Source organism: Paraburkholderia sp. BL27I4N3, assembly GCF_003386115.1.
Taxonomy (GTDB): Bacteria; Pseudomonadota; Gammaproteobacteria; order Burkholderiales; family Burkholderiaceae; genus Paraburkholderia.
In genome coordinates, this window is sequence record NZ_QREJ01000001.1 from 7,288,986 (window position 1) to 7,313,293 (window position 24,308).

Genomic DNA, 24,308 nt, shown 5'->3' on the forward strand with positions numbered 1-24,308 from the left:
CGTCGGTCGGCTCGACCAGACTGACACGCACGACGGTCCTGCCTACGAAGCTCTTCGTCGGCTACAGAAGCGGCAACTCCCGTTCCGAAACTCCGCCGCGCGCGAGAAGCTTTGATACTGGGCAAGTGCGAGGAAGTCCTCGATCCACTTGATTTCTATTTCGGATCCGTTTTGCGTGTAGTAAGAGCGCGTGTTTCGAAGTGAATGCGTGATTCTACGCAGGCGAAATGCGCCCGACACGCTATGAGGGGCGTGCCGCAACTGGCCGCCGGATTGATACGGAATCCTTCGATTGACGGCGGCCATATGCGCTGCAATGCCTCGCGTCGCTCCCATTCTCGAACGTGCGCATGACGTCGCAGCAGCGTCATCCGCGATAGCGCACGCTTATTGCTTGAAGAGTGTGCTTATCGGGAGAGCGCGACCGGCGATAAAGCCGCAATGTCGCAACGGCTCTCGCGCTAGCCAGGGAGACGCTGAAATGCGAGGAATAAATGACACGGTACGCGCTGCAATTTTTGCAGTAGCGCTGTCACTACTTACCGCGTGCGGCGGCCACGGTGGCGACTCGAATAATAGCGGTAGCCCCGCCACACCGGCCGGCGGCATTAATCTGCAAATCGTCTCGTTCGGCGACAGCCTTTCCGACGTCGGAACCTACGCGCCGCTTGCAAGCGCGGTTGGCGGCGGCCGTTTCACGACGAATCCCGGGCAGGTGTGGACTCAGGATGTCGCGCAATATTACGGCGACACGCTAAAGGCTGCCTATACGATCGACGTCACGCATAAACTCAGTGCGCAGGGCGGCCTCGGTTATGCGGAAGGCGGTGCTACCGTAGCGACCCCGGCCAATCAGTCCGATTTTCTGACTGCGGTGATCGGCAACGTCGAGATGCCGGTCAATCAGCAGGTGTCCAGCTATCTCTCGGCGCATGGCAGTTTCAACGCCAATCAACTGGTGCTCGTCTGGGCCGGCGCGAACGACGTGCTTCGCGCCGGGCAGTTGCCGGCCGCGGCGTCGACCGTGCAAACGGCGGCGAACACGCTGGCTCAAGTCATCGGGCAGATCGTCCAGAACGGCGGCGCGCACGTCGTGGTGGTCAATCTTCCAAACGTCGGGCTCTCGCCGACCGGCCTTGCCTCGTCCGATGGCGGGGCTAACCTGAGCCAGCTATCGCAATTGTTTAACGATACGCTGAACACCGCGTTGCAGACCGCAGGTGTGCAGGCAAAAGTCATCCAGGTCGATGCCTATACGTGGCTGAACGGGATCATCACCAACTTCCAGGCCAATGGCTTTGCCGTGTCGAACACCGGCCAGGCCTGCGACCCCAAGAAGACGCCCGACAACACGGCCTTGCTGTGCTCGCCGCCAACCTACGTGACCAGCAACGCGGACCAGACGTACATGTTCGCCGACGACCTTCATCCGACCACGCATCTGCACTTACTGTTTGCCCAGTTCGTCGAGCAGCAAATCGCCAGGAGCGGTCTGGGACACTGAGAGACGGCGTACAGCGCATGGAGAAAAACCGTTTATGCCCATGTACCGTCATCGCACGCCAATCACATGACGGTCGACCGGGAGTCGAGTAAGCTTGAGCGCATCTTATCCGCTCACTTCCGCGCTCCGCAGTAGTGACCTCTTCGCGGAGTGACGGCCTTGGCGAGGAGTCTCTCATGCTGACGCTCTATTCCTATCCCGACCTGTTTGGCGTCGCCGATAACAATCCTTTCGGTCTCAAGGTATTTGCGTTCATGCGTCTCTGCGGGATGGACTTCGAGCATCGGCACATTCTCGATACGAGCCTCGCGCCACGCGGACAGTTGCCATATCTGGTCGATGGCGAAGCAACGATCGGCGATAGCGACGGAATCATCGCCCATTTGAAGCGTCGGTACGACCTGCGCATTGACCACGCGCTTTCGCCGGGACAATTGAATCTCGACTTCCTGGTTCGAAGGACGCTCGACGACCTGTACTGGCCGATGAGCTTTTCACGTTGGCGCGACGACCGCTTCTGGCCGTCTTTCCGCGGCGCCATTCTCGCCACACACGCGGACGTGAGCGCAAGCGACCTCGAAGCCGCGCGCGAATACAACCGGTTGCGTTATCACTATCAAGGCATTGGCCGGTATGAGCCGGAGCAGGTCTATGCGAGAGGTATCGACGATTTGCGTGTCGTGGCGGATCTGCTCGGCGACAACGGATTTGTTTTCGGGCCCGAGCCGACAACCGTCGACGCGGCGATCTACGGCTTTGTCGCCAACATCTATTTCTACCGGATCGACACGCCGTTGAAGCAGTACGTACTCTCGCGTCCGGCGCTGGTTCGCCATTGCGAGGCCATTCATGAGCGGGTTAACATCGAGGCGCGCGCACACGTATCCCCTTGAGGTGAGCGAATAGGCCACTAGGCAAAATGGTCCATCAGGGTTGCTTGATCGCCGGAACCCGGCGTTGTTCGCCGCGCTAAACTGAATCTCATGGAGCCGACCTTGCACGAACTTCGCCTCGAGACGCTGCAAGTCGGCGCATTGCGCATGCGGGTGGCCACCCAGGGCGACGGCCCGCTGGTGCTCCTATGTCATGGTTTTCCGGAGTCCTGGTACTCCTGGCGGCACCAGTTGGCGGCGCTCGCCGCCGCGGGCTTTCGCGCCGTCGCACCCGATATGCGCGGCTATGGCGGCACCGATGCACCGCCCGATGCGGACTCGTACACGATGCTGCATCTCGTCGGCGATATGGTCGAACTCGTCAACGTGCTCGATGAAAGCGAGGCTGTGATCGTCGGCCACGATTGGGGCGCGCCGGTCGCCTGGAACTCGGCGATGTTGCGGCCCGATCTGTTCCGTGCCGTTGTCGGCATGAGCGTGCCGTTTCATCCGCCTGCACGGGAGGATTTGCTTACTGCACTGGATCGCCAAGGAATACGAACATTCTATATGCAGTACTTCCAGACGCCCGGTGTAGCCGAGCGCGAGTTCGAGGCCGACCCCGAAGCCGCGATTCGACGCATCACCTTCAGCATGTCGGGCGATGGGCCCGAACGCGTCGTCGCCGGAATATTGGCGCCCGGCGCAGGTTTTCTCGACAACACGCTCGACCCCGAGACGCTGCCAGCCTGGCTCACCAGCGAAGAGATCGCCTATGTGGCGGGCGAGTTCGCGCGCACGGGTTTCAGAGGCGGACTCAACTGGTATCGCGGTATTCGACGCACGGCGGGCCGACGCGGATATGCGCCGACGCCGTCCCATGCGGAATCTGTCGGCCCGCTACGCCGCTGAACGGCCGCCTAGATGTTGCGCGAGAAAGACCTCCATCGCCTCGTAGAATTCGAACTGGTTTTCTTCGTTGTGGAAGCCGTGTCCTTCGTTGTCTTTGAGCATGTACTTGACGTCGATCCCACGTTCACGCAGGGCGCTCACGATCTGGTCGCTTTCGGCTTGCTTGACTCGCGGATCGTTGGCGCCTTGCGCGACGAATAACGGCGTCACGATTCGATCCACGAAGAATAGCGGCGACGCATCGTGCAACGCCTGCTTGCCCGTTTCGGTTTGCGGGTTGCCGATCATCTCGTACATCATGTCGAGCATCGGCGTCCAATACGGCGGCAGCGATTCGAGCAACGTGAACAGATTCGAAACGCCGACATAGTCGACCGCTGCCGCATAGCGCGTGGGAGTGAATGCGACGCCGGCGAGCGCCGCGTAGCCTCCGTAGCTCGCGCCGTAGATGCCCACGCGCGCTGGGTCGGCCAGACCTTGCGCGACGAGCCAGTCGATACCGTCGTCGATGTCGTCCTGCATCGACTTGCCCCATTGACCGAAGCTTGCTTCCCAGAACGCGCGTCCATAGCCCGTCGATCCGCGGAAGTTCAGCTGCAAGACGGCATACCCACGATTAGCGAGCAATTGCGCTTCAGGGTTGAAGCCCCAAGAATCGCGCGCCCATGGTCCTCCGTGCGGATTGACGATCAGCGGAAGCGGGCGCTCCAGCTTTTGCCCGAGTTCAATGCCCGCGGGCAACGTCAAATAGCCGTTGATCCGCAACCCATCGCGCGCGGCGAAGTGGATCGGTTCCATACGCGCCATGTCGGCGGGGTCGAGCCAGGGCATCAGCTCAGTGAGCCTGGACAGATGACGGCTGGCGATATCGTATGTCCAGATCGAGCCCGGCGACAGGTCGCTCGAAGCGTGGACGATCGCGCGCGACTCGTCGCGCGTGATGCTCGTGATCGCGATCTCCTGGCCGGGCAACTGACGAGCCAGATCTTCGTGGATCGAACGAGCCCACTCGTCGAAGAAGTGCCGATGCAAACGGTCATCCACATACCACGCTGCGGTCAATACGCGCCGATGTTGCGAAAAGGTCATGCCGCCCACGTCCACGTGTTCGGCTTCGAACAGCAGTTCGCCCTCCTGCGCGGTTTGCGGGTCGAACTCGAAGATGGCCGTCTTGTCGCGGCCTCGATTAGAGAGCACGTACAAGCGCTGATCGTCGAAGGTAAAGAACAGCGGCGACACCGTTTCGCGAAAGTCGGCCGTGAGGATCGGGCGGAACGGTTCGGTTTCGGTATCGCGGTAGAGCAAGGTCGTGTTGACGCCGTCCGAGGCCGTCGCGACGCGCAGGTTCCCAGCGTGATCGGTCATCCAGCCCAGGATGTTCCCGGGGTTTTCAGCGATCGGAGTGAAGGCGCCCGTGACGACATCGACGCGAAACACGTCGAACACCTGCGGGTCGCGCCGGTTCATCTGAATCAGGATATGGCGGTCGTCATCTCTGAGATCGTCGACGATGCTCGCCTTGACGCCGTCGAACGGCGTCAGGTCGACCGGTTCGCCGCCATGAATCGGCACGGACAACACGTGATAGTTTTCGTCGCCGCCAAAGTCCTTGACGAACAGTATGCGGTCGTTTCCTTTCCAGGTATGGCCCGGCACGTCGCGTTCGGTTTCGCTGGTCAAAGCCCGCGCGTCCCCTGACGGTGAGCCGTCGGGGCCGACTTCCTGAACGAAGATGTTCTGGCGGCCCGCGTGCCGGGTCAAGAACGAGAGATGCCGGCCATCCGGCGAAATCGTGAACTGGTGTTTTTCGGGCCTGCGGAAAAAGTCGCGTACCGAGTAGAGCTTAACGGTCCGGTCAGCGGCTTCTTTATCGTTGACAGCACTCATGCGGTCCTCCTCAAAAGCCCCATTTGACCACGCGCGTCAAACCTGCGTCCTATCCGCGCGGCGCGAACAGGCTATTCGTCGGTCGGATTGCCATTCTGTTACGCTGACAACCAGATTACGATTGACGCAAAGTAAAACACTCAACGAAAGCAATCGTTATCAATGTGGTAAGCGCCGGTGAACTTCGTTGTTGACCGATTGTATGGTTAACACCAATTTAAACGTAAACGAACAAAAAGGAACATCGAACCCGTTGTTTTGATTTCCTTTCAGAAAAAAGGGGTGCGCTCGCCGTCCGCCCCAAGTTGGACCAGAAGGCACCCGCAGTACCGGAGACGCACTAGAACAAAGGAGAGCGATTTGGTCTTGGAACTGGAGCGGGTGACAGTCGTTTCGGGCGCCCACACGGACCTGTATGGCGTCGATCTGCGGCTTGTCCCCGGCGCGATCAACGTGCTGCTTGGACCGACGCAAGCCGGCAAGACCACCCTGATGCGCGTGATGGCCGGACTCGACCGCCCGGCTTCCGGCCGGGTGCTGGCCGACGGCAACGACGTGACCGGCGTCAGCGTGAGACAACGCAACCTCGCGATGGTCTACCAGCAGTTCATCAACTATCCCGCCATGACGGTGTTCGACAACATTGCGTCGCCGCTGCAGCTGCAAAAGACGCCCGCCGACGAAGTCAAACGGCGCGTCCACGAAGTCGCCGCCAAACTCCATATCGATCACCTGCTGCAACGGCGTCCGGGCGAACTGTCCGGCGGCCAGCAGCAGCGTTGCGCGTTGGCGCGGGCGCTGGTCAAGCGCTCGTCTCTGGTCTTGCTGGACGAACCGCTCGTCAATCTCGACTACAAGCTGCGCGAGGAACTGCGCGTGGAACTGGCGACGCTGTTCGCGGACGGCAAAACCACCGTCGTCTACGCGACGACCGAACCGCTTGAAGCGCTTCTGCTCGGCGGCTATACGGCGATCGTCGACAAGGGGCGCGTGCTGCAGCACGGACCGACGCTCGATGTGTACAACGCGCCGGCCAATATCGACGTCGCGGCCGTCTTCAACGACCCGCCGATGAACATGCTCGCCAGCAATCTCACCGCCGACGGCACCGCGCGCCTGCCAATCGGTATCGACGTGCCGCTCGGGCGGGCCAGCGTGCGGGCTGTCAGCGCAAACGAAACGGTCCGCATCGGCGTCCGTCCCGGCCATCTGCGACTCGCGCCGCGAACGCCGCGCTCCGTTGCCGTTCCTTGCCGGCTCGAACTGGCCGAACTGAGCGGCTCCGAAACCTACTTGCATCTGCATACGCGGCAAGGCGGCGTCGATCTGGTGGCGCAACTGCAAGGCGTGCATCAGATCGATCTGGGTACGGAACTCGACGTGTACATCGACCCCGACGAACTCTTCGTGTTCGGCGCGGACACGACGCTGGTGTCTGGCCCGGAGGCCGCTCATGGCGCGCATTGAGTTCCAGAATCTCGCGCACGCGTATGCACCCAATCCGGCCACGCTCGACGACTACGCGTTGCAACCAATGAGCATGGTGTGGGAAGACGGCGGCGCGTATGCGTTGCTCGGGCCGTCCGGTTGCGGCAAGTCCACACTGCTCAACATTGTGTCCGGTCTGGTGACGCCCTCGGAGGGCAAGGTGTTGTTCGACGGCAGCGACATCACGGCACAGAGCCCGCGCGAGCGCAACATTGCGCAAGTGTTCCAGTTCCCGGTGATCTACGACACGATGAGCGTGTTTGACAACCTCGCGTTCCCGCTGCGCAACCGGAAAATGTCGGCACATGACGTGAAACAGCGTGTTCACGAAGTGGCAGAAATTCTCGACATGACGCGTGAATTGCCGCGCAAGGCGAACAATCTCTCGGCGGATGCGAAGCAGAAAATCTCGCTTGGACGCGGCCTCGTGCGCAAGGACGTCGCCGCGATCCTGTTCGATGAACCCTTAACTGTTATCGATCCGCATATGAAGTGGATCCTGCGTCGTCAGTTGAAAAAGATTCATCAGCAACTGAAACTTACGCTGATCTACGTGACGCACGATCAGGTGGAGGCGCTGACCTTCGCGGATGAAGTCGTCGTCATGACGAACGGCCGTGTCGTGCAGAAAGGCGATCCGGGCGCGCTGTTTTTGCGGCCCGATCATGCGTTCGTCGGCTATTTCATCGGCAGTCCGGGCATGAATCTCTGCCCGATCGAACTGAATGCCGACGGCATCAGGATCGGCACGCAGCATTTACGACTCGACCCGCCTACGCTCGAAACCCTGAAGCACGCCAACGGCACGCTGACGCTCGGCATTCGCCCGGAATTCGTGCGCGTGGCGAGCGATGGTGAAGCCGGCGCAGTGAAAGCGCACCTGCTGCGTGTGCAGCAACTCGGCAATTACCAACTCGTCACTGCGCAATGCGATGGCCACGTCTTCAGGGCAAAAGTCGAACCGCATCTGCGTGTCGATGAAGGGGCGGTCTGGTTGAAGCTCGCCACGGCGGAAACCGTATTCTTCAGCAACGACGAAAGGATCACGCGATGAGCAAGCCCGTCAACCAGAAGGCGTGGCTGCTGGTCGTGCCGGTGTTCATCTGCGTCGCGTTTTCGGCCATCTTGCCGCTCATGACGGTGGTCAATTATTCGGTGCAGGACATTATCAGCCCGACGCAACATGTGTTCGTCGGCACCGAGTGGTTTCGCGCGATCATCAACGACGACGACCTGCGCGGCGCGCTCGGGCGGCAGATCATCTTCTCCGCGTGCGTGCTGCTGTTCGAGATTCCGCTCGGCGTCGGTCTTGCACTCGCAATGCCCGCGTCGGGCTGGCGTGCGTCGGCTTCGCTGGTGGTGCTGGCCATGCCGCTGCTGATTCCATGGAATGTGGTCGGCACGATCTGGCAGATTTTCGGGCGTCCGGATATCGGCCTGCTCGGTTATGCACTCAATCACGCGGGCATCGAATACAACTACACGGCCAGTCCCGCCGCCGCGTGGATCACGGTGCTCGTGATGGACATCTGGCATTGGACGCCGCTCGTCGCGCTGCTCTGCTATGCCGGCTTGCGCGCGATTCCCGACGCGTTCTATCAGGCCGCCGAAATTGACGGCGCCAGCCGTTTCGCGGTGTTCCGTTATATCGAGCTGCCGAAGATGCGCGGCGTGTTGATGATCGCCGTGCTGCTGCGCTTCATGGATAGCTTCATGATCTACACCGAGCCGTTCGTGCTGACGGGCGGCGGCCCAGGCGATTCGACCACGTTCCTGTCGCAGTACCTGACGCAGAAAGCGGTCGGCCAATTCGACCTCGGCCCGGCGGCGGCGTTTTCGCTGATCTACTTCCTGATCATCCTGTTGCTATGTTTCATTCTGTACAACTGGATGGAGCGCGTGGGCAAAGGCGGCCCTGCAACGCTGGGAGACGAGCATGCGCAATAACCGCTGGATGCGCGTGGCCGTGCTGACGTTGTACATCCTGTTCGCGCTGATTCCGCTCTACTGGATGCTGTCGATCTCGCTGCGCACGAACGAAGAGACGATGTCGGCGTTCGCGATCTGGCCGCATCACGTGACCTTCGACAACTACAAGGTCATCTTCACCGACCCGTCCTGGTACTGGGGCTATATCAATTCGATCATCTACGTGCTGATGAATACGGTGATGTCGGTGCTGGTTGCGCTGCCTGCCGCGTACGCGTTCTCGCGCTATCGCTTTCTCGGCGACAAGCACATGTTCTTCTGGCTGCTCACCAACCGGATGACGCCGCCCGCCGTGTTCCTGCTGCCGTTTTTCCAGCTGTATTCGAGCGTGGGCTTGATGGACACGTATATCGCGGTCGCGCTCGCGCACATGCTGTTCAACGTGCCGCTGGCGGTGTGGATTCTCGAAGGCTTTATGTCGGGCGTGCCGCGTGAAATCGACGAAACCGCCTATATCGACGGCTATACGTTCCCGGCATTCTTCATCAAGATTTTCCTGCCGCTGATCAAGTCGGGCGTGGGCGTGACCGCGTTCTTCTGCTTCATGTTCAGCTGGGTCGAACTCCTGCTCGCTCGCACGCTCACCACCGTCAACGCCAAGCCGATTGCCGCGGTGATGACGCGCACGGTATCGGCGGCGGGGATGGATTGGGGCGTGCTCTCGGCGGCGGGCGTGCTCACCATCGTGCCCGGCGCGCTCGTCATCTATTTCGTGCGGAACTACATCGCGAAGGGCTTTGCGATGGGGAGAGTCTGATGCTCACGTGGATGTATTGGACACCGGAAGTGGCGATCTTCTTCGGCTGCATCGTGGTGATGCTGGCGGGCATGACCGTGTGGGAAATTCGCTCGCCCACCGCCGAACGCAAAGGCTTTCTGCCGATCGGCACCACGCGTGGCGACCGGCTTTTTATCGGACTGCTGATTGCGGCGTATATCAATCTCGCGTGGATCGGCCTCAGCGCGGAACACGCGAGCGCATGGCCCGGTTTTGCGGCGTCGATGCTAGTGCTGCTGATCGTCATGTGGAAAGGATGAACAGCACTGCGTCCTGAAGGTTTGCGTATCTGGACAGACCGGTTCCGTTGATGCCCCGGGCGGACCTCGGCAGTTGATCCAAGGGGTGCGGAGACACAGGAGAAAGCCATGCAACAGAGGAGACGAATGGTCACGCTCGCCGTGGCAGGCGTCATCGCGACTGGCTTCACGAGCCACGCGGCGATCGCCGGCACGCCCGAAGCGCAGAAGTGGGTCGATAGCGAGTTCCAGCCCAGCACGCTATCGAAGCAACAGCAGATGGACGAGATGAAATGGTTCATCGATACCGCTGCGACGCTGAAATCGGCAGGCGTCAAGGAAGTGCACGTGGTGTCCGAAACACTCGACACGCACATGTACGAATCGAAAACGCTCGCCAAGGCGTTCACCGAAATCACGGGCATTTCAGTCAAGCACGACATCATCCAGGAAGGCGACGTCGTCGAGAAACTGCAGACCTCGATGCAATCCGGCCAGAGTATTTACGACGGCTGGATTTCGGACTCCGACCTGATCGGCACGCATTATCGCTATGGCGTGATCATGCCGCTGTCCGACTATATGACCGGCGAAGGCAAGAAATATACGAACCCTGGTCTCGACATCAAAGACTTCATCGGCACGAGTTTCACGACCGCGCCGGACAAGAAGCTCTATCAATTGCCCGACCAGCAGTTCGCGAATCTTTACTGGTTCCGCGCCGACTGGTTCGCGCGCAAGGATCTGCAGGACAAGTTCAAGGCGAAATACGGCTACGAGCTGGGCGTGCCGGTGAACTGGTCCGCGTATGAGGACATCGCCGAATTCTTCACGAACGACGTCAAGAATATCGACGGCGAAAAAGTCTATGGGCACATGGACTACGGCAAGAAAGACCCGTCGTTGGGATGGCGCTTTACCGATGCATGGCTTTCGATGGCGGGCGAAGCCGACAAGGGCATTCCGAACGGCATGCCGGTCGACGAATGGGGCGTGCGCGTCACGCCGGACGGTTGCCATGCGGTGGGTGCGTCGGTCTCGCGCGGCGGCGGCACGAATAGTCCGGCCGCGGTGTTCGCGACCACCAAGTACATCGACTGGCTGAAGAAGTTCGCGCCGCCCGAAGCCTCGGGCATGACCTTCAACGAAGCGGGCCCGGTGCCGGCGCAAGGCAAGATCGCTCAGCAGATCTTCTGGTACAGCGCGTTCACCGCGTCGATGCTGAAACCCGGCAACGTGACCAACGCGGACGGCACGCCGAAGTGGCGGATGGCGCCCTCGCCGCACGGTCCGTACTGGAAGGACGGCATGCAGAACGGCTATCAGGACGTCGGTTCGTGGACTTTCTTCAAGTCGACGCCGCCGAACCAGCGCGCCGCCGCGTGGTTATACGCGCAGTTCGTCACGTCCAAAACCGTCTCGCTGAAGAAGTCGATTACCGGTCTCACGTTCATTCGCGATTCCGATATTCATAGCGATTACTTCACGAAGAACGCGGACAAGTATGGCGGGTTGATCGAGTTCTATCGAAGCCCGGCTCGTGTCGCGTGGACGCCGACTGGCAACAACGTGCCCGATTATCCGAAGATGGCGCAACTGTGGTGGAAGAACGTCGCGACAGCCGTCGCCGGCGAGAAGACGCCACAAGCCGCGATGGACAATCTGGCGAAGGAAATGGACCAGGTACTCGGGCGTCTGCAGCGCGCGGGGATGAAGGTCTGCGCGCCGGAATTGAATCCGGAAAGCTCTCCGGACAAATGGTTGTCGGATCAGCACGCACCGTGGAAGAAGCTGGCGAACGAGAAGCCGAAAGGCGAAACGGTCAAGTACGACCAGCTGCTGACTGCGTGGAAGCAGGGAAAGGTGCGGTGAGCGTGGCGATGCGGTAACTCAGTAGAGTTTGACGCGGGCGGCCTGTGCAGGTCGCCCGCTTCGTTTCAATCGCCGAAGGCGCGTGCCTCACCGCCTCGACCAGGACGCCATCGCCTCGAACACACCGTCACGTCTGACTAGCGCGTGCAGAAGCGCCGCCGCCAGGTGAAGCACGATCAGCGCAAAGAAACACAGCGCCAGCGTTCTGTGCGCGTTCCATAGCAGCGTGTGCAGACCGTTGCTATGCGGCAGGATGGACGGCAAATATATTCCGAACACCACGACAGGATAGTCCGCCGCCGACAGCATGCCCCAGCCGATTAGCGGCAGCCCGATCATCAATAAGTAGAACGCGAGATGCGAGAGGCGGGCGGCGAGTTTCATCGGTTCCGGCATCGACGCCGGCAGCGGCGGTGCGCCGCGCGTCAACCTCACTACCAGGCGAATCAGCGCCAGCACGAGAATCACGATACCCAGTGGCTTGTGAATCGACACCAGCGAAAGATAATCCGGGCGGACGGTGGACACCATCCCGACGCCGATGAACAGCATCGCCAGAATGCAGATCGCCATGAGCCAATGAAGCGCGCGTTGCAGCGGTGTGAAGCGAGCGTGGATCGGGGTCGTCATGGCGTGGCTCCTCCCGCCGGATGGCGCGGATAGTCCTTATCCTCGGCGGTCCGCCGGTTGAACGAGACAGAATAGGCGGCTGAGCGCGCGGCCGGAAACGGGTCGTCCGAGACGTGCATGCCGGACGGCAGGACCGTGGGATCGAAGTTGAGATCGCGACACGGACCGTCGGCCTCGGGCTCGATTGCGTTGACCACCAGCGTGCCTGCCTCAACCTTGCGTCGGTCTTCCGGCCAGGCTTTGGTGGGGTCGGCGGTCGGATCGCCTGGGTTGGCGGCGGTGATGACCAGCGTCCAGCGTTGCGGAGCGCTCTGCACCCGCTGCGTGATATCCGCGGCGAGGAAGTCGGCGCCTTTCGCCTTCAACTGGTCGGCGGACACAGCCTCGGGCTGTGCTGCCGGTACAAAGGACCAGCGTACAGGCTGCTCCTGCCCTTGTGCATTCGTGAAGATGAAGCTATTGAGGCTGTTATAGCGGTCCTGCGCGTACGAGGCCGTCCACGGCGCGCTGCCGGCCCAGCCGACGAATGTGCCGAACTCCGGGTGCGCGGCGACAAAATTCTTCATCGCGTCTGGATCTTTCGTGTTGGCCGACGCCTGAAGCAGGGCGTAGAACGCCTGCGGCGTGGCGACCGGGAAGAAGGGCGCGTCGATCATCGCTGTGCGCCATTCGCTTCCATCCGGTCCGACGATGCGCAGGCTGAGGCCTCGCACCCTGACCGTGGCGTCCGGCGCTTTGGGGTCGGCCGTCGCGAGGTTGAAACGTCCTGTGACCGGATACGATCCAGGCGCGAACATCGGCGCCTTGGAGAGGACCGCGGCTCCACCGTTCGATTCGAAAGTGCCGGTAAAGCAGACGCCCTTGGCATGATTGCGCCGGAAGCCGAGCGCCGCGCCGCCCGGCGGCGCCAGACCGTTGACGATCTTGGCCGGCGTGAGACGCCCTGGCGAGAGCCAGCCGGCCGTATAGGCGAAGGCCGCGACCAGCGCGGCCACGACCACGGCAATCAGTACCAGCGAACGGACGGCGGAGGCATTGGAAGTCGGTCTGTCGGCCATCGATCTCTCCCGATCAATGATTCGGCTGAGTAAAAATCTAGCAGGGTGGGAAGAATAGTGCCATTGGTTGATGAATTGTGCTTACTCGGCGTCTGATCGTGGAAGTTCTCCAAATGGACAGAATCCGCTTCCGCGCAAAAAAATAACAACCGCCGTCTCAAGAACTGCAGCCCGTTGCCGATATTGCGTGAAGAGCGCTTTCGGTTGGATGTTCCGCTGGCACTACGGACAGGTGTATGCTGGCCAGTCCGTAAAAAAAATGGCATCTCATTGGCCGCATTCAAAATGACCCAATAGCAGGATCTCGTCGGTGCCATCGTCGGGAAAACTGAATGTGGTACTCAAGTCATCTTCGTACGACGGAGACACTGTGATTCGACATTGCCTCGGGGGTTTGTTGTTGGCGCTAAGCTGCGTGGGTAGCGCCATGGCCGCGGGTCCCGAATGTTCGCGTTCGTTTACGCTCGCTTTGCACGATCACGGCCTGCTCTATTCCGTCGACACAGATACTGGGATCGACAAGGACTTCGCCGACGAACTGATTCGCCGCAGCGGTTGCCAGATCAGAGTCAGCCTGATGTCGCGAGCCCGGATCTGGAAGCTGATTGAATCCGGCGCTCTGGATTTCAGCCTGTCGGGCATTGCCAACGACGAGCGTAATGAGTACGCGGATTTCGCCTGGTACTTCAGCAACAAGTACTATCTGCTGGTGCGCAAGGACGCTGGAATTCATCGGCTGGCCGACTTCGAACACAACGATCAGTTTCAGCTCGGCGTCATCCGCAGCTTCCGTTATAGCGACTCGGCAAACCGGCTGGTCGACAAGCTGTCCGCTGAAAATCGTGTCAGCCAGGCCGGCGGTCTGGATCCGCTGTATCAGGCGCTGATTCTGCGGCGCATTCAAGGCATGATCATCGAGCCTTTCGATTACCCTGCAATCGATGAAAAGAAAATCCGCGACGTCACCACCATCGTGGAATTCGACGACCCCGCCGTCCGTCACGGCCTCATCATGTCGAAGAAGGCACTGCCGCCGGCCGAGCGGGAAAAGTGGCGCGCGCTGGTGAATGAGATGCGCGCGGACGGCACCGTGCGGCGCATCTTCGAGAAGTACTTCAAACCCGACCTCGCCGATTCGATGGTCGATTTCAAGACGCAGCCGTGAACTGGGCACGCCTCGTCCTGCTTCCGTTTCTGGTCCTGTCCGCCGCGCTCAGCGTGACCTGGATGCTGTGGGACCATGAGCGGCAAGCCGCGCGTCATGAACTGCTGTCCCAGTTCAACTATTCGCTGGGCGACGCCGTCAGCCGCATCGAGCAGCGCATGGGCACGTACGAGCTCTTGCTACGCGGTGTGCAGAGCCTGTTCGCCGCGACAGGCGAGATCGACCGCGGCCGGTTTCGTGACTACGTCGGCACGCTCAATCTCGACGCCAACTTCTCCGGCATCCAGGCGATCGGCATCGTCGCGTGGGTGCCGGCGGCGCAAAAGCTCGAGCATATAACGGCCATGCGCCGGCAGGGCGTGCCCGACTACGCGATCGAGCCCGAAGGCGCGCGCGAGAACTATGCGCCCATCATCCAGCGCGAGCCTTTCATCGGCATCAATCGCGCTGCGCCCGGCTTCGATGCGTGGGCGGATCCGGTCCGGCGGCGCGCCCTGGAGCAGGCGCGCGACTCCGGCATAGCGACCCTTTCCGGCAAAGTTCGCCTCTCGGTGGATTCCGGCGGCAATACTCGCCCCGGATTCGTCATGTACCTGCCGATCTATGCACGAGGCCAGCCACAAGACAGCGTCGCCGAGCGCCGCGCGCACCTGGTCGGCTGGGTGTTCGCGTCGTTCCGCATGCACGATGTCATCGCCAGCCTGTATGGCGAGCAGCCGCCTGGTCTCACCATCGCTATCTACGACGGCGTCGAAATGTCGGCCGCCACGTTGTTGCACAAGACGCCCGAGGCGCCCGGTCACCATCGGCCTGCGGATATGTCGGCCTATGAATATCTGGTTGTCGGCGGACATGACTGGACGCTCTCGATGAGCGCCCACGACGACTTCAAGGCCCGCTTCGGCCGCAACGCCGCGCTCCTTATCGCCAGCACCGGCACGGGCCTCAGCTTGTTGCTGGCGCTGCTCACCTGGCTGATGATGACCGGCCGCGGCCGGGCGATGCGGCTTGCCTCGGCAATGACAAAGGAATTGCGCGAGAACGAAGAGAAATTCCGCGCGATCGCCGACTGTACGGTCAACTGGGAAATCTGGTGGGGACCCGACGGCAAGCCGCGCTGGATCAACTCGGCGGTGCAGGCGTACATCGGCTACACGGTCGACGAGTGCATGGCCTTACCGGATTTTGCGGGCACCGTGATTTATCCCGAGGACATTCCCCGCGTGGCGCCTGAATTCCAGAAGGCGCTACAGGGTTTGCGCGGCAATGACCTTGAGTTTCGCTGTGTTCGCAAGGACGGCTCACTTATGTGGCTGTCCGCGTCCTGGGTTCCCATTACCGATTCCAAGGGCGAGTTCATCGGCTTTCGCATGAGCGGCCGCGACATTACCGAGCGCAAACAGGTCGAGGCTGAGCTGCGCATTGCCGCTGTCGCATTCGACTCGATGGAACCGATGATGATCACCGACGCGAGCGCCACCATTCTGCGCGTGAACTCGGCCTTCACCGAATGTACCGGCTATACGGCCGAGGAGATCGTCGGCCAGACACCGCGCGTGCTGCGATCCGGCCGCCACGACGACGCATTCTTCGAAGAGATGCGGGAAGCGATTCACAGTGCGGGCGGATGGCAAGGAGAAGTCTGGGACCGCCGCAAGAACGGCGAGGTGTACCCGAAATGGCTCACGATCTCCGCCGTGATGAGCGACGACGGCACCGTCAGCCACTATGTCGGCACGCATCACGACATTACCGAGCGCAAGATCGCGGAAGAGAGAATTAAGGAATTGGCTTTCTTCGATGCGCTGACCCGGTTGCCCAATCGCACGCTGTTGCTGGACCGCCTGAGGCAGGCGATCACGGCCAGCGCCCGCAACGAAGCATGCGGCGCGCTGCTGTTCATCGACCTGGATCACTTCAAGACGTTGAACGATACCTTGGGCCACGACAAAGGCGATCTGCTGCTGCAGCAAGTGGCGCGGCGTCTGGCAGATAGCGTGCTCGAAAGCGACACCGTGGCGCGAGTCGGCGGCGACGAGTTCGTGGTGGTGCTCGGCAATCTGCATAAGAACCGGCAGGAGGCGGCCAATCAGACGGAGGCCGTGGGCGAAAGAATCCTCGCCGTTCTCGGCAGTCCGTACCAGCTTGGCAGGATCGAGTACCGCACGAGTGCGAGCATTGGCGCCACCGTGTTCAGAGGACATCAGGCCTCGATCGACGAACTTCTCAAGCAGGCCGACCTCGCGATGTACAAGTCCAAGGAACGGGGACGCAATGCCGTGCGTTTCTTCGATCCCGACATGCAGACCGTCGTGGTGCAGCGAGCCGCGCTGGAAGCGGGCCTGCGCAACGCCATCGAGGACAATCAGTTCCTGCTCCACTACCAGGCGCAGGTTGTGGGTACGCGAGTGACAGGCGCGGAAGCGCTGGTGCGCTGGCAGCATCCGCAGCGCAGTATCGTGCCGCCTGCCGAGTTCATTCCGCTCGCGGAAGAGACCGGACTAATCCTTGCGCTGGGGAGCTGGGTGCTGGAGGCCGCTTGCGCGCAACTGGCGCAATGGGCAACGCGGCCCGACATGGCGCATCTCACGATCGCGGTCAATGTCAGCGTTCAACAGTTCCGCGAACCCGATTTCGTGGACAACGTATTGACGATTATCGCTCGCACCGGCGCGCGGCCTGACAGGCTGAAACTGGAGCTGACGGAAAGTGTGCTGGTCGACAACGTGCAGGACATCATTGAGAAGATGAGCGCGCTGAAAGCGAAAGGCATTGTCTTCGCGCTCGACGATTTTGGCATCGGCTATTCGTCGCTGTCCTACCTGAAGCGGCTGCCTCTGGATCAGCTAAAAATCGACCGCTCATTCGTGCGCGACGTCCTGATCGATCCGAACGACGCCGTGATTGCCAGAACTATCGTGGCGCTTGCGCGCAGCCTCGGTTTGGGTGTGATCGCCGAAGGCGTCGAAACCGAGGCTCAGCGGGATTTCCTCGCTGCGGCGGGATGCTACGCGTATCAGGGCTATTATTTCTGCCGCCCGCTTCCCATCGAGGATTTCGAGGCGCTATTGAACAATGTCGAAACACGTCGGTGCGTGGCTGAGCGAACGTGAGACGAGCGCCGTTGATCGCAACCGAATCTTCAATCCGTGCTTGTCTCTTCGCCGGTTGGGCGGTGGCGCGTGCCCAACCGGCGATTGTCGACGTCGCGCGACGCGACACGTTTTACAGATAGCTGCAGACGTAGTCGAGTGTTTCGATCACGTCGATATCGAAGCGGCTTTTCCCGGGCACCGAGAACGACTCGCCCGCACCGTACGTCTTCCACTCGTCACTGCCTTCGAGGCGGATGCGGCATTGACCGGCCTGTACTTCCATGAGTTCCGGCGCGTCGGTGCCGAAGTTGAGCGCGCCCGGCAGGATCACGCCAAGCGTTTTGCGCGTGCCGTCGGCGAACAGAACCATGTGCGAAACGCACTTGCCGTCGAAATAGACGTTTGCTCGTTTAACAATGGAAACCTGATCGAATTGTGTTGCTGCCGTCATGCCAATCTTCCTCTGGGTTGTCGTGAATGGATGCGTTTGCGTGGACTCTGGCCGGACGTTCAGGTCTACGCGGACCCGCCATCATACAGGCGGTCGGCGGCGTCATACGCGGAGTGGACCTAATGGCCTGGTGATCCGCGGGCCTGCGCACCACATGACCGATGACATGGCCGAGCATCGCACCGATCGTGACCATCGCCATGGTGGCGATACGCATGGCAAAGCAGTGCAGCGCCTGCTTGCGCCTCGCATGTCTGCCCAAGAATAAATCTGTCACTACTTCACGTATCAGTAGCGCGGCAAACGGCCGATGGTATATGTTGAATTAGTGGCACACCGTCTTCAGGAAAAGAGACAGTTCGCGCTAGCCAAAGGCAGATACGCGAAACATCAGAACAATATGAATGCGCGTCAGGCGTTAGGGATTGGGACGCGTGTTTCTCGTACGAAAGTTGCTTGCGCGAGGCGGACTGTTGCGTGGGACGCAGGCGACTCCTCGAAAAAAACGAGGCCTGATAAAAGCAGGAATCGGTTCCGCACGTGCATCGACTCAAGCCGAATGCTGCACCGCGAGAACACGTAACTGGGAGCGAGACATGAGCCAGTCAGTATCCGCCGCGGCCGATGCGGGCAATTCCGGCGGGCGTGAGCATCACCGCCCGGCGACGCCCGCGCTCGCGCTGGCAGCGTTGGGCGTGGTGTATGGCGACATCGGCACCAGTCCGCTTTATACGTTGCAGACGGTGTTCGATTCGGCCAACGGGCTGTCGCTCAATGCGCTGAATGTGGTGGGTATTGTGTCGCTGATCGTCTGGTCGTTGATCGTCGTCGTCTCGCTCAAATACGTCACGTTGATTCTTCGCGCGAACAATCACGGTGAGGGCGGGATTATGGCGCTGCTGGCGCTGGCCGCGTCGTCTGTAGCCGGGCGGCCGCGCTTGCGCCATGCGTTGCTGGGCATCGGCATCATGGGCGCGGCGCTCTTTTACGGCGACAGTGTGATTACGCCGGCGATCTCGGTGCTGAGCGCGGTCGAAGGTCTCGAAGTGGCCGCGCCGTTCCTCAAGACCTGTGTGATACCCGTGACGCTGGTTGCGCTGGTCACGCTGTTCCTGATGCAGAAACGCGGCACGGCCGGTATCGGCATCGTGTTCGGACCGGTGATGGTGCTCTGGTTCATCGTGCTAGCGGTGGTGGGCGTCGTCAACATGATGCGGGCGCCCGCGATTCTCGTCGCGCTCAATCCGCTCACGGGGCTGGCGTTCTGTATGCATCATCGGTGGCTGGCGTTCGTTGCTTTGGGCGCGGTCGTTCTGTCGTTGACCGGCGCGGAAGCGCTGTATGCCGACATGGGACATTTCGGCGCGAAACCGATCCGGCTGACGTGGTTCGGCCTCGTGTTTCCGGCGCTCGCGCTGAACTATCTGGGGCAGGGCGCGTTGCTGCTTGCCGATCCGGGCGCGCTGCAAAATCCGTTCTACAAACTGTTTCCGCAATGGGCGCTGTATCCGATGATCGTGCTCTCGACGGTTGCGACCGTGATCGCGTCGCAAGCCGTTATCTCGGGCACGTATTCGATGACCAAGCAGGCGATGCAACTCGGCTTTCTGCCGCGCATGAACGTTGTCTATACCTCGGAAAGGGAGATGGGGCAAATCTACGTGCCCGGCATCAACTGGACGTTATTGGCTGCAGTCTTGGCTGCTGTGCTCGGCTTCGGTTCATCCACGGCGCTCGGTTCCGCGTACGGTATCGCCGTGACCGGCACGATGCTGATCACAACCATTCTGACGTTCTTCGTCATTCGCTATGCGTGGCATTACAACTGGCTGCTGTGCGTGGTCGCGACCGGTTTCTTCTTCGTGATCGACGCGGCATTCTTCTCCGCGAATCTGCTGAAGTTCATGGAAGGCGGCTGGTTCCCGCTTCTGGTCGGGCTGATTATCTACACGATCATGGCAACCTGGGGACGAGGCTGGGAGATGATGCGTGCCGAAGCGCGCGTAAGAGCCGGGACGACGCCGCTCAAGCCTTATCTGGCGACGCTGCTGAAGGAATCGCCGATTCGCTGCGGTGGCACGGCGATCTTTCTTTCGCCGGATCCTGACGGTGTGCCGCATTCGCTGATCAACAATCTGATGCATAACCGCGTGCTGCACAAACGCGTCGTCTTCGTGACGGTCGACAACGAGGAGATACCGTGGGTGCCTGCCAGTGAGCGTGTGAGCGTGCGTTCCCTCGATTCGGAATGCTACCAGGTCACGATTACGTATGGTTTCATGGATGAAGTCGATCTACCGCGCGCACTCGAAGTTTGCAAGGCTCACGGGCTGGCATTCGAGCCGGCCGAGACTTCCTACTTCCTGAGCCGTGCGACTCTCGTGCCGACTCGTGATAGCGGCATGGCGATGTGGCGAGAGCGCTTGTTCTCGGTCATGTTGCATAACGTGGGTAACGTCGCGGCTTATCTGAAGCTGCCGGCCAATCGAGTGATCGAGTTGGGGGCGCGAGTGGAGATTTGAGGATTATCTAAGAACGCGAGCAAAGTTTTAACCGTGGGCGGGACAGAATCAAATATTCACTTTGTTTTTAATTCGGACTACACTGAATTTTCCATTCCCCTTACCTTACCCGCTAGTTTTCAGTAACAGATGTTTTTGTCGTGATCCGCGAGCCGAAGCAAGCCGGGTCGGCTCGTGCCCAACACCATTCGAACGGGACGACTCATCATGGCTGATACGAGCTACATGGCACGGAAATCCGTCGCCGATATAGTAGGAAGCGCCGACGCGGAAGAAGGCCACTCACTATCGAAAACACTCGGCGCCACCAGCATCACCGCGATGGGTATCGGCGCCATCATCGGCGCCGGCATCTTCGTTCTGACGGGCACCGCCGCAGCGCAATTCGCCGGCCCGAGCATCATCTTGTCGTTCGTGCTCGGGGGCATTGCATGCGCGTTCGTCGGCCTCTGTTATTCGGAACTGGCGGCGATGTTGCCGGTGTGCGGCAGCAGTTACACGTACACGTATGCCACGCTGGGTGAAATATTCGCGTGGATCATCGGCTGGGACTTGATCCTCGAATACGCGATGGGCGCCGCCACGGTGGCGGTCGGATGGTCCGGTTATATCGTGAGCTTGCTGCATAACGTAGGTATCAATATCCCGCCCGTTCTCGCCACTGCACCTGGCACCGTCATCAAGCTGGCAGATGGCACCACCGCGACAGGCATCGTCAATCTACCCGCGATAGCGATCATTGCCATTCTTACCATCATGCTCGTGCTCGGTACGAAGGAATCGGCCCGGCTCAACAACATCATGGTGGCGGTCAAGCTGGTCGTGGTGGTGGCCTTTATCGCCCTCGGCCTGTTTTTCATCAAGCCGGCGAACTGGCATCCGTTTATTCCCGCGAATACCGGCGAGTTCGGCAACTTCGGCATGAGCGGCATTCTTCGCGGCTCGGCCGTGGTGTTCTTCGCGTTTATCGGCTTCGATGCGGTTTCCACCGCGGCGCAGGAGGCGAGAAGACCGCAGCGGGACATGCCGATCGGCATCCTCGGGTCGCTGATCATCTGCACGATTTTGTACATACTCGTTGCAGGTGTGCTCACTGGGCTCGTGCCTTACACTGAACTGAATGTGCCTGATCCGATCGCCAAGGGTGTGGATGCCATCGGCATGAACTGGTTCTCCATTCTGATCAAGATCGGTGCGCTGACAGGTTTGACCACGGTGATTCTCGTGCTGCTGTACGGGCAGAGCCGCATTTTCTTCACGATGTCGACGGATGGTTTGCTGCCGCCTCTGTTCGCGCGAGTTCATCCGCGTCTTCAGACGCCTCATTTGAGCCAGATTCTGATTGGCTCGGTTGTTGCAATCGTGGCGGCGCTTACGCCGATCAGCGTGCTCGGAGAGATGGTCAGTATCGGCACTTTGTTCGCGTTCATTCTTGTGTGCGGCGCGGTGATTTATTTGCGGCGCAGTGACTCGGATGCTTCACGTCCTTTTAGGGTTCCTGGCGTGCCGGTTGTGCCTGTCTTGGGGATTCTGTTTTGCCTGCTGCTGATGGCTGGGCTGCCGCTTGTTACGTGGGTGCGGCTTGTTGTGTGGCTTGTGATCGGCATGACTATTTACATGTCTTATGGCCGGAATCATTCGAGGTTGCGTTATCCGGAGCGGCATTGAGCGAGCGTGACGCCGGATTGGCGCTACGGCGAGTATTTCTCACATAGCGATGAAAAATGCTCGTTTGGTGGTCGAGGTCTGTCTTCGTAAACTGGGAGTGTGAGGTGTAGTCGCGGTGATGGTGTCGCGCGCCGTGGCTGCTCCCGGTTTATGAGGAGGTTTATCGTGGATATGACCTTGTTTGAGATCCCGGCTGTGCTGGTTGTTTTGGGTATTGTGGGAGTTGTGGTGGTCAGGGCGTTTGCTTCGTCGCGGGTGGATGGTATTGATGTTTTTATGCGGCGGCATATGCCGGACGAGCGGGAGAGGCAGTAGACCGAGTTTGCATTTGCTCGCACCGGTAGATGTGCGGTTCCGCGAGTTCATGCGGCCGTCGCTTAGTCACGGGGCTCACACCCGCTAAGCAAGTAGCGGCGTCCTTCCTTCACAACCAACCGGCGACGCCATTCCGCCGATGCGCGGATTGCGCGGACATCCACTGCAACGCGCGCGCGTGATCCACGCCGATCGCGGCGACAACCCCAAGCGGCATCGGCGGATATTGTGCGATTGCGGCATCAAGCCGATGATGGCCAGGCACCGTCCCACACATGGCAGCGGCCGTCGCAAGTATCGATGGTTTGTCGAACGCACACATGCCTGGCTGCATCACTTCTCGCGCCTCCGTATTCGTCTCGAGCGCGTTCCGTCATTCACATACCCTCCTCAAACTCGCCGATTGTTGCCGTTCGGACAACACGCTGAGCACATTCGCGACGCTACTGGCATTCACCCCCGCTCACTAGAATCAGTCTCACGGTCATGTCTAAACGCGAGCAACACGCAGCGCGCGAAATTCATGCTCGTGTTAATGAACCACGCCGCCCGGTGCTGCTTACCCCATTGTTTAAGAGGACTATTGCCATGAGCGAAACAACCCGTAACGTGCAGCCTGTCACCGCCAACCTCGGCAAAGAAGGTTCAGGCGAACTCGTGCCTTCTCGCTACGCCGTGCGCGTGGGTGATGTCGATGTCGTGCTGATCAGCGATGGCGTTCTGCCGCTGCCGACCTCCACCATGTCCACTAACGTGAGCGAAGCGGACCGCAACGAATGGTTCGATGGTCGTTTCCTGCAACGTGACATGTACGACTGGGCGCTGAATATCGCGCTCGTGCGCAGCGGCGAACGCCTGATCATGATCGACTCGGGCGTGGGTGACGGTTTCGAATACTTCTCGCGCGCCGGCCGGTCGGTGATGCGCCTGGAATCGGCTGGCATCGACCTGGCTGCGATCACCGACATTGTCGTTACGCATATGCATATGGATCACGTCGGCGGCCTGAACGTTGATGGCGTCAAGGCCAAGCTGCGTCCGGACGTGCGCATTCACGTGTCGGCTGCGGAAGTGGAGTTCTGGAAAAATCCGGACTTCAGCAAGACGGTGATGCCGGAAACGGTTCCTCCCGCACTCCGCAAGGCTGCTGCAAAGTTCGTCGAGCTCTATGGCGAAAACATTGTGCGGTTCGATCAGACCGTGGAAGTCGCAGCGGGCGTGTCGGCCCGCGTGACGGGCGGACACACCCCGGGGCACTGCGTCGTGGACATCGCATCAAACGGCGAGAAGCTGACGTTCGTAGGCGACGCGATTTTCGAAGTCAACTTCGACAATCCCCGATGGCAAAATGGCTTCGAGCACGAGCCTGAGGTGGCTGCGGATGTGCGTATCGCGCTGCTCAACGAAGCCGCTGAAACGGGCGCTCTGCTGGCCGCCGCGCATGTCGCGTTCCCGTCTATTGGTCACATTGCAAAGAAGGGTGAACGCTTCCATTTCGTGCCGGTGCAATGGGACTACTGATAGATTTTAGAATATCAACCATCGTCGTATAGGTCGCACGGACCAGACATCGGGAAATGTATGGCGCGCTCGGCGACAGTCCGCTTAGTGCAACGCAACCGGCGTCTGCGCGCACAAGCCTGCGTACATCATTAACCTGTGCAATCGTCCAAAACCGAGCCTTTAGCCTGCACAGTTACCCTCTCATAATCCCGCCTGATTTATAATCACCTCGCCGTCGGGAAACACCCGGCGACCTGGTTTGGAAGCCAGTGATACAAACCGCACACCCGCCCAGCGGGTCGTGCGTCTGCTGCTGCACGTCTATATTCCAATGGGCGGGCTGTAGTGGGGGAGCCGCAA

19 protein-coding genes and 2 pseudogenes are annotated in these 24,308 nt (G+C 60.4%); 16 read left to right on the top strand and 5 right to left on the bottom strand.

All coding sequences use genetic code 11. The features are described from left to right. Positions 1–54: 54 nt before the first annotated feature. Positions 55–159 (bottom strand): annotated as a pseudogene (locus B0G71_RS42750) (LysR family transcriptional regulator); the annotation flags it as partial. 322 nt (positions 160–481) lie between these two features. On the opposite strand from B0G71_RS42750, the gene B0G71_RS33070 reads away from it, so the two are divergent. From B0G71_RS33070 to B0G71_RS33080, 3 genes are all read left to right on the top strand, one after another. Further along, on the top strand, positions 482–1,504 hold the full coding sequence (locus B0G71_RS33070; protein WP_116147160.1) for an SGNH/GDSL hydrolase family protein: 1,023 nt from the start codon (positions 482–484) through the stop codon (positions 1,502–1,504). Positions 1,505–1,680: 176 nt separating this feature from the next. Then, positions 1,681–2,397, top strand: a complete 717-nt coding sequence (locus tag B0G71_RS33075; RefSeq protein ID WP_116147162.1) for a glutathione S-transferase C-terminal domain-containing protein — start codon at positions 1,681–1,683, stop codon at positions 2,395–2,397. Between the two features lie 102 nt (positions 2,398–2,499). Beyond that, a complete protein-coding gene (locus B0G71_RS33080) occupies positions 2,500–3,288 on the top strand; it encodes an alpha/beta fold hydrolase (protein WP_258875713.1) in 789 nt (262 codons plus the stop codon). Here the strand turns inward: B0G71_RS33080 and B0G71_RS33085 are convergent. Then, entirely contained in the window at positions 3,277–5,175 is a 1,899-nt protein-coding gene (locus B0G71_RS33085) for a S9 family peptidase (protein ID WP_116147164.1), read from the bottom strand. The genes B0G71_RS33080 and B0G71_RS33085 overlap by 12 nt on opposite strands. Before the next feature lie 360 nt (positions 5,176–5,535). On the opposite strand from B0G71_RS33085, the gene B0G71_RS33090 reads away from it, so the two are divergent. The 6 genes from B0G71_RS33090 to B0G71_RS33115 all read left to right on the top strand — a co-directional run bounded on the left by B0G71_RS33090 (position 5,536) and on the right by B0G71_RS33115 (position 11,541). Next, positions 5,536–6,642, top strand: a complete 1,107-nt coding sequence (locus B0G71_RS33090) for an ABC transporter ATP-binding protein (RefSeq protein WP_116147166.1) — start codon at positions 5,536–5,538, stop codon at positions 6,640–6,642. Continuing rightward, positions 6,629–7,717 carry an ABC transporter ATP-binding protein gene (locus B0G71_RS33095; protein ID WP_116147168.1) on the top strand — a complete coding sequence of 363 codons (1,089 nt, stop codon included), beginning with the start codon at positions 6,629–6,631 and terminating at the stop codon, positions 7,715–7,717. Before B0G71_RS33090 ends, B0G71_RS33095 begins: the two co-directional genes overlap by 14 nt. Continuing rightward, positions 7,714–8,610 carry a carbohydrate ABC transporter permease gene (locus B0G71_RS33100; RefSeq protein ID WP_116147170.1) on the top strand — a complete coding sequence of 299 codons (897 nt, stop codon included), beginning with the start codon at positions 7,714–7,716 and terminating at the stop codon, positions 8,608–8,610. The genes B0G71_RS33095 and B0G71_RS33100 overlap by 4 nt, the downstream gene beginning before the upstream one ends. Beyond that, positions 8,600–9,409 (top strand): carbohydrate ABC transporter permease, encoded by an 810-nt coding sequence (locus B0G71_RS33105; protein WP_116122399.1) that lies wholly within the window; start codon positions 8,600–8,602, stop codon positions 9,407–9,409. Before B0G71_RS33100 ends, B0G71_RS33105 begins: the two co-directional genes overlap by 11 nt. Then, complete coding sequence (locus B0G71_RS33110; RefSeq protein ID WP_116147172.1) at positions 9,409–9,690, top strand: DUF2160 domain-containing protein; 282 nt, start codon at positions 9,409–9,411, stop codon at positions 9,688–9,690. Before B0G71_RS33105 ends, B0G71_RS33110 begins: the two co-directional genes overlap by 1 nt. Positions 9,691–9,798: 108 nt before the next feature. After that, positions 9,799–11,541, top strand: a complete 1,743-nt coding sequence (locus tag B0G71_RS33115; protein ID WP_116147174.1) for an ABC transporter substrate-binding protein — start codon at positions 9,799–9,801, stop codon at positions 11,539–11,541. 87 nt (positions 11,542–11,628) lie between these two features. Here B0G71_RS33115 and B0G71_RS33120 read toward each other — a convergent pair whose 3' ends face one another. Next, entirely contained in the window at positions 11,629–12,171 is a 543-nt protein-coding gene (locus B0G71_RS33120; RefSeq protein WP_116147176.1) for a cytochrome b, read from the bottom strand. Then, positions 12,168–13,229, bottom strand: a complete 1,062-nt coding sequence (locus B0G71_RS33125) for a catalase family peroxidase (RefSeq protein ID WP_116147178.1) — start codon at positions 13,227–13,229, stop codon at positions 12,168–12,170. Before B0G71_RS33125 ends, B0G71_RS33120 begins: the two co-directional genes overlap by 4 nt. A 370-nt stretch (positions 13,230–13,599) precedes the next feature. Between B0G71_RS33125 and B0G71_RS33130 the strand changes: the two genes are divergently transcribed. Then, on the top strand, positions 13,600–14,394 hold the full coding sequence (locus B0G71_RS33130; protein ID WP_116147180.1) for an ABC transporter substrate-binding protein: 795 nt from the start codon (positions 13,600–13,602) through the stop codon (positions 14,392–14,394). Continuing rightward, positions 14,391–17,507 (top strand): EAL domain-containing protein, encoded by a 3,117-nt coding sequence (locus B0G71_RS33135; protein WP_116147182.1) that lies wholly within the window; start codon positions 14,391–14,393, stop codon positions 17,505–17,507. The genes B0G71_RS33130 and B0G71_RS33135 overlap by 4 nt, the downstream gene beginning before the upstream one ends. A 112-nt stretch (positions 17,508–17,619) precedes the next feature. Here B0G71_RS33135 and B0G71_RS33140 read toward each other — a convergent pair whose 3' ends face one another. Next, positions 17,620–17,940, bottom strand: a complete 321-nt coding sequence (locus tag B0G71_RS33140; RefSeq protein ID WP_116147184.1) for a pyrimidine/purine nucleoside phosphorylase — start codon at positions 17,938–17,940, stop codon at positions 17,620–17,622. A gap of 596 nt (positions 17,941–18,536) precedes the next feature. Here B0G71_RS33140 and B0G71_RS33145 point away from each other — a divergent pair. The 5 genes and pseudogenes from B0G71_RS33145 to B0G71_RS33160 all read left to right on the top strand — a co-directional run bounded on the left by B0G71_RS33145 (position 18,537) and on the right by B0G71_RS33160 (position 23,966). Then, positions 18,537–20,462 carry a potassium transporter Kup gene (locus B0G71_RS33145; RefSeq protein WP_116147186.1) on the top strand — a complete coding sequence of 642 codons (1,926 nt, stop codon included), beginning with the start codon at positions 18,537–18,539 and terminating at the stop codon, positions 20,460–20,462. A 207-nt stretch (positions 20,463–20,669) separates the two neighbouring features. Next, positions 20,670–22,130: an amino acid permease gene (locus B0G71_RS33150; RefSeq protein WP_116147188.1), complete on the top strand. Its 1,461-nt coding sequence runs from the start codon at positions 20,670–20,672 to the stop codon at positions 22,128–22,130. A gap of 165 nt (positions 22,131–22,295) precedes the next feature. Continuing rightward, on the top strand, positions 22,296–22,445 hold the full coding sequence (locus tag B0G71_RS41550; RefSeq protein WP_181916859.1) for a hypothetical protein: 150 nt from the start codon (positions 22,296–22,298) through the stop codon (positions 22,443–22,445). A gap of 115 nt (positions 22,446–22,560) precedes the next feature. Further along, positions 22,561–22,812: pseudogene (locus B0G71_RS33155) on the top strand (IS5/IS1182 family transposase); the annotation flags it as partial. A gap of 221 nt (positions 22,813–23,033) precedes the next feature. Then, positions 23,034–23,966, top strand: coding sequence for an MBL fold metallo-hydrolase (locus tag B0G71_RS33160; RefSeq protein ID WP_116147189.1), 933 nt, complete (start codon positions 23,034–23,036; stop codon positions 23,964–23,966). Positions 23,967–24,308 lie beyond the last annotated feature (342 nt).

Excerpts from the sequence above, each read along its gene's own strand:
- B0G71_RS33160 (WP_116147189.1), top strand. The coding sequence starts at position 23,034 with ATGAGCGAAACAACCCGTAACGTGCAGCCTGTCACCGCCAACCTCGGC.
- B0G71_RS33105 (WP_116122399.1), top strand. The coding sequence starts at position 8,600 with ATGCGCAATAACCGCTGGATGCGCGTGGCCGTGCTGACGTTGTACATC.
- B0G71_RS33075 (WP_116147162.1), top strand. The coding sequence starts at position 1,681 with ATGCTGACGCTCTATTCCTATCCCGACCTGTTTGGCGTCGCCGATAAC.
- B0G71_RS33140 (WP_116147184.1), bottom strand. The coding sequence starts at position 17,940 with ATGACGGCAGCAACACAATTCGATCAGGTTTCCATTGTTAAACGAGCA.
- B0G71_RS33150 (WP_116147188.1), top strand. The coding sequence starts at position 20,670 with ATGGCTGATACGAGCTACATGGCACGGAAATCCGTCGCCGATATAGTA.
- B0G71_RS33070 (WP_116147160.1), top strand. The coding sequence starts at position 482 with ATGCGAGGAATAAATGACACGGTACGCGCTGCAATTTTTGCAGTAGCG.
- B0G71_RS33100 (WP_116147170.1), top strand. The coding sequence starts at position 7,714 with ATGAGCAAGCCCGTCAACCAGAAGGCGTGGCTGCTGGTCGTGCCGGTG.
- B0G71_RS33125 (WP_116147178.1), bottom strand. The coding sequence starts at position 13,229 with ATGGCCGACAGACCGACTTCCAATGCCTCCGCCGTCCGTTCGCTGGTA.
- B0G71_RS33095 (WP_116147168.1), top strand. The coding sequence starts at position 6,629 with ATGGCGCGCATTGAGTTCCAGAATCTCGCGCACGCGTATGCACCCAAT.
- B0G71_RS33115 (WP_116147174.1), top strand. The coding sequence starts at position 9,799 with ATGCAACAGAGGAGACGAATGGTCACGCTCGCCGTGGCAGGCGTCATC.
- B0G71_RS33145 (WP_116147186.1), top strand. The coding sequence starts at position 18,537 with ATGAGCCAGTCAGTATCCGCCGCGGCCGATGCGGGCAATTCCGGCGGG.
- B0G71_RS33085 (WP_116147164.1), bottom strand. The coding sequence starts at position 5,175 with ATGAGTGCTGTCAACGATAAAGAAGCCGCTGACCGGACCGTTAAGCTC.
- B0G71_RS33120 (WP_116147176.1), bottom strand. The coding sequence starts at position 12,171 with ATGACGACCCCGATCCACGCTCGCTTCACACCGCTGCAACGCGCGCTT.
- B0G71_RS33110 (WP_116147172.1), top strand. The coding sequence starts at position 9,409 with ATGCTCACGTGGATGTATTGGACACCGGAAGTGGCGATCTTCTTCGGC.